A 3250-nucleotide genomic window follows, 5' to 3' on the forward strand; every position below is an offset into this window, starting at 1 on the left:
GCCTAGCAACGTCCTACTCTCACAGGGGGAAACCCCCAACTACCATCGGCGCTGAAGAGCTTAACTTCCGTGTTCGGTATGGGAACGGGTGTGACCTCTTCGCCATCGTTACTAGACTCTTTGAGTAAAGCTTGTTCACTCAAAACTGAATAAAAGACATTGGTGTAGTTCAAGTAACTACTTTTTAAAATAGGTTAAGTCCTCGATCGATTAGTATCTGTCAGCTACATACGTCGCCGTACTTACACCCCAGACCTATCCACCTCATCATCTTTGAGGGATCTTACTTACTTGCGTAATGGGAAATCTCATCTTGAAGGGGGCTTCATGCTTAGATGCTTTCAGCATTTATCCCGTCCATACATAGCTACCCAGCGATGCCTTTGGCAAGACAACTGGTACACCAGCGGTATGTCCATCCCGGTCCTCTCGTACTAAGGACAGCTCTCCTCAAATTTCCTGCGCCCGCGACGGATAGGGACCGAACTGTCTCACGACGTTCTGAACCCAGCTCGCGTGCCGCTTTAATGGGCGAACAGCCCAACCCTTGGGACCGACTACAGCCCCAGGATGCGACGAGCCGACATCGAGGTGCCAAACCTCCCCGTCGATGTGGACTCTTGGGGGAGATAAGCCTGTTATCCCCGGGGTAGCTTTTATCCGTTGAGCGATGGCCCTTCCATGCGGAACCACCGGATCACTAAGTCCGTCTTTCGACCCTGCTCGACTTGTAGGTCTCGCAGTCAAGCTTCCTTATGCCTTTGCACTCTGCGAATGATGTCCAACCATTCTGAGGAAACCTTTGAGCGCCTCCGTTACTCTTTAGGAGGCGACCGCCCCAGTCAAACTGTCCACCTGACACTGTCTCCTGCCCGGATCACGGGCAAGGGTTAGAAGTCCAATACAGCCAGGGTAGTATCCCACCAATGCCTCCTCCGAAGCTAGCGCTCCGGAATCCAAGGCTCCTACCTATCCTGTACAGGCTGCACCGGAATTCAATATCAGGCTACAGTAAAGCTCCACGGGGTCTTTCCGTCCTGTCGCGGGTAATGCGCATCTTCACGCATATTATAATTTCACCGAGTCTCTCGTTGAGACAGTGCCCAGATCGTTACGCCTTTCGTGCGGGTCGGAACTTACCCGACAAGGAATTTCGCTACCTTAGGACCGTTATAGTTACGGCCGCCGTTTACTGGGGCTTCAATTCAGAGCTTCGCTTGCGCTAACCCCTCCTCTTAACCTTCCAGCACCGGGCAGGCGTCAGCCCCTATACGTCATCTTACGATTTTGCAGAGACCTGTGTTTTTGCTAAACAGTCGCCTGGGCCTATTCACTGCGGCTCTCTCGGGCTATTCACCCTACCAGAGCACCCCTTCTCCCGAAGTTACGGGGTCATTTTGCCGAGTTCCTTAACGAGAGTTCTCTCGATCACCTTAGGATTCTCTCCTCGCCTACCTGTGTCGGTTTGCGGTACAGGCACCTCCCGCCTCGCTAGAGGCTTTTCTTGGCAGTGTGAAATCAGGGACTCTGGAGATAAATCTCCTCGCCATCACAGCCTAGTGTTATATGAGAACGGGATTTGCCTCGTTCTCCACCTCACTGCTTAGACACACAACCAACTGTGTGCTCACCCTATCCTACTGCGTCCCCCCATTACTCAAACGGCGGGGAGGTGGTACAGGAATATCAACCTGTTGTCCATCGTCTACGCCTATCGGCCTCGACTTAGGTCCTGACTAACCCTGAGCGGACGAGCCTTCCTCAGGAAACCTTGGGCATTCGGTGGAAGGGATTCTCACCCTTCTTTCGCTACTCATACCGGCATTCTCACTTCCAAGCGCTCCACCAGTCCTTCCGGTCTAGCTTCAACGCCCTTGGAACGCTCTCCTACCATTGACCCTAAGGTCAATCCACAGCTTCGGTGATCTGTTTAGCCCCGGTACATTTTCGGCGCAGCGCCACTCGACCAGTGAGCTATTACGCACTCTTTAAATGATGGCTGCTTCTAAGCCAACATCCTGGTTGTCTGGGCAACGCCACATCCTTTTCCACTTAACAGATACTTGGGGACCTTAGCTGGTGGTCTGGGCTGTTTCCCTCTCGACAATGGATCTTATCACCCACTGTCTGACTCCCAAACATAAATCATCGGCATTCGGAGTTTGTCTGAATTCGGTAACCCGGGATGGGCCCCTCGTCCAAACAGTGCTCTACCTCCGAGATTCTTTCGTTTGAGGCTAGCCCTAAAGCTATTTCGGAGAGAACCAGCTATCTCCAGGTTCGATTGGAATTTCACCGCTACCCACACCTCATCCCCGCATTTTTCAACATACGTGGGTTCGGGCCTCCAGTCAGTGTTACCTGACCTTCACCCTGGACATGGGTAGATCACCTGGTTTCGGGTCTACGACCCCATACTGATTCGCCCTATTCAGACTCGCTTTCGCTGCGGCTCCGCTTTCTCAGCTTAACCTTGCATGGAATCGTAACTCGCCGGTTCATTCTACAAAAGGCACGCCATCACCCATTAACGGGCTCTGACAATTTGTAAGCGCACGGTTTCAGGATCTATTTCACTCCCCTTCCGGGGTGCTTTTCACCTTTCCCTCACGGTACTGGTTCACTATCGGTCACTAGGGAGTATTTAGCCTTGGGAGATGGTCCTCCCGGATTCCGACGGAATTTCACGTGTTCCGCCGTACTCAGGATCCACTCTGGAGAGAATGTGCTTTCGACTACGGGGCTATTACCCTGTTTTGCGGATCTTTCCAGATCGCTTCATCTAACACATTCCTTTGTAACTCCGTATAGAGTGTCCTACAACCCCAAGAAGCAAGCTTCTTGGTTTGGGCTCTTCCCGTTTCGCTCGCCGCTACTAAGGGAATCGATGTTTCTTTCTCTTCCTCCGGGTACTTAGATGTTTCAGTTCTCCGGGTGTGCCACGAGTATGCTATGTATTCACATACACGTACTGTCCCATTATGGACAGTGGGTTTCCCCATTCGGAAATCTTCGGATCAAAGCTCACTTACAGCTCCCCGAAGCATATCGGTGTTAGTGCCGTCCTTCATCGGCTCCTAGTGCCAAGGCATCCGCCGTGCGCCCTTTCTAACTTAACCTATAAAAGGTCCAACTTCATCCTAGCGATAGGAATCAGAAGGTTAAAAAGATTGCTTGAATCGCATACATGCGACTCGGTTGATTACTTGATTACTTTCAATGTCGTTTTATCCAGTTTTCAATGAACAAG

The 3250-nt window shown here is 51.5% G+C and carries 2 rRNA genes; both read right to left on the reverse strand.

The features are described 5' to 3' along the window. A 5S ribosomal RNA gene (gene rrf, locus CSV68_RS16380) occupies positions 1-116 on the reverse strand. Between the two features lie 74 nt (positions 117-190). Further along, positions 191-3119: ribosomal RNA gene (locus CSV68_RS16385) — 23S ribosomal RNA — on the reverse strand. Positions 3120-3250: the final 131 nt, after the last annotated feature.

It is taken from the genome of Sporosarcina sp. P29 (assembly GCF_002743265.1).
Classification (GTDB): domain Bacteria; phylum Bacillota; class Bacilli; order Bacillales_A; family Planococcaceae; genus Sporosarcina.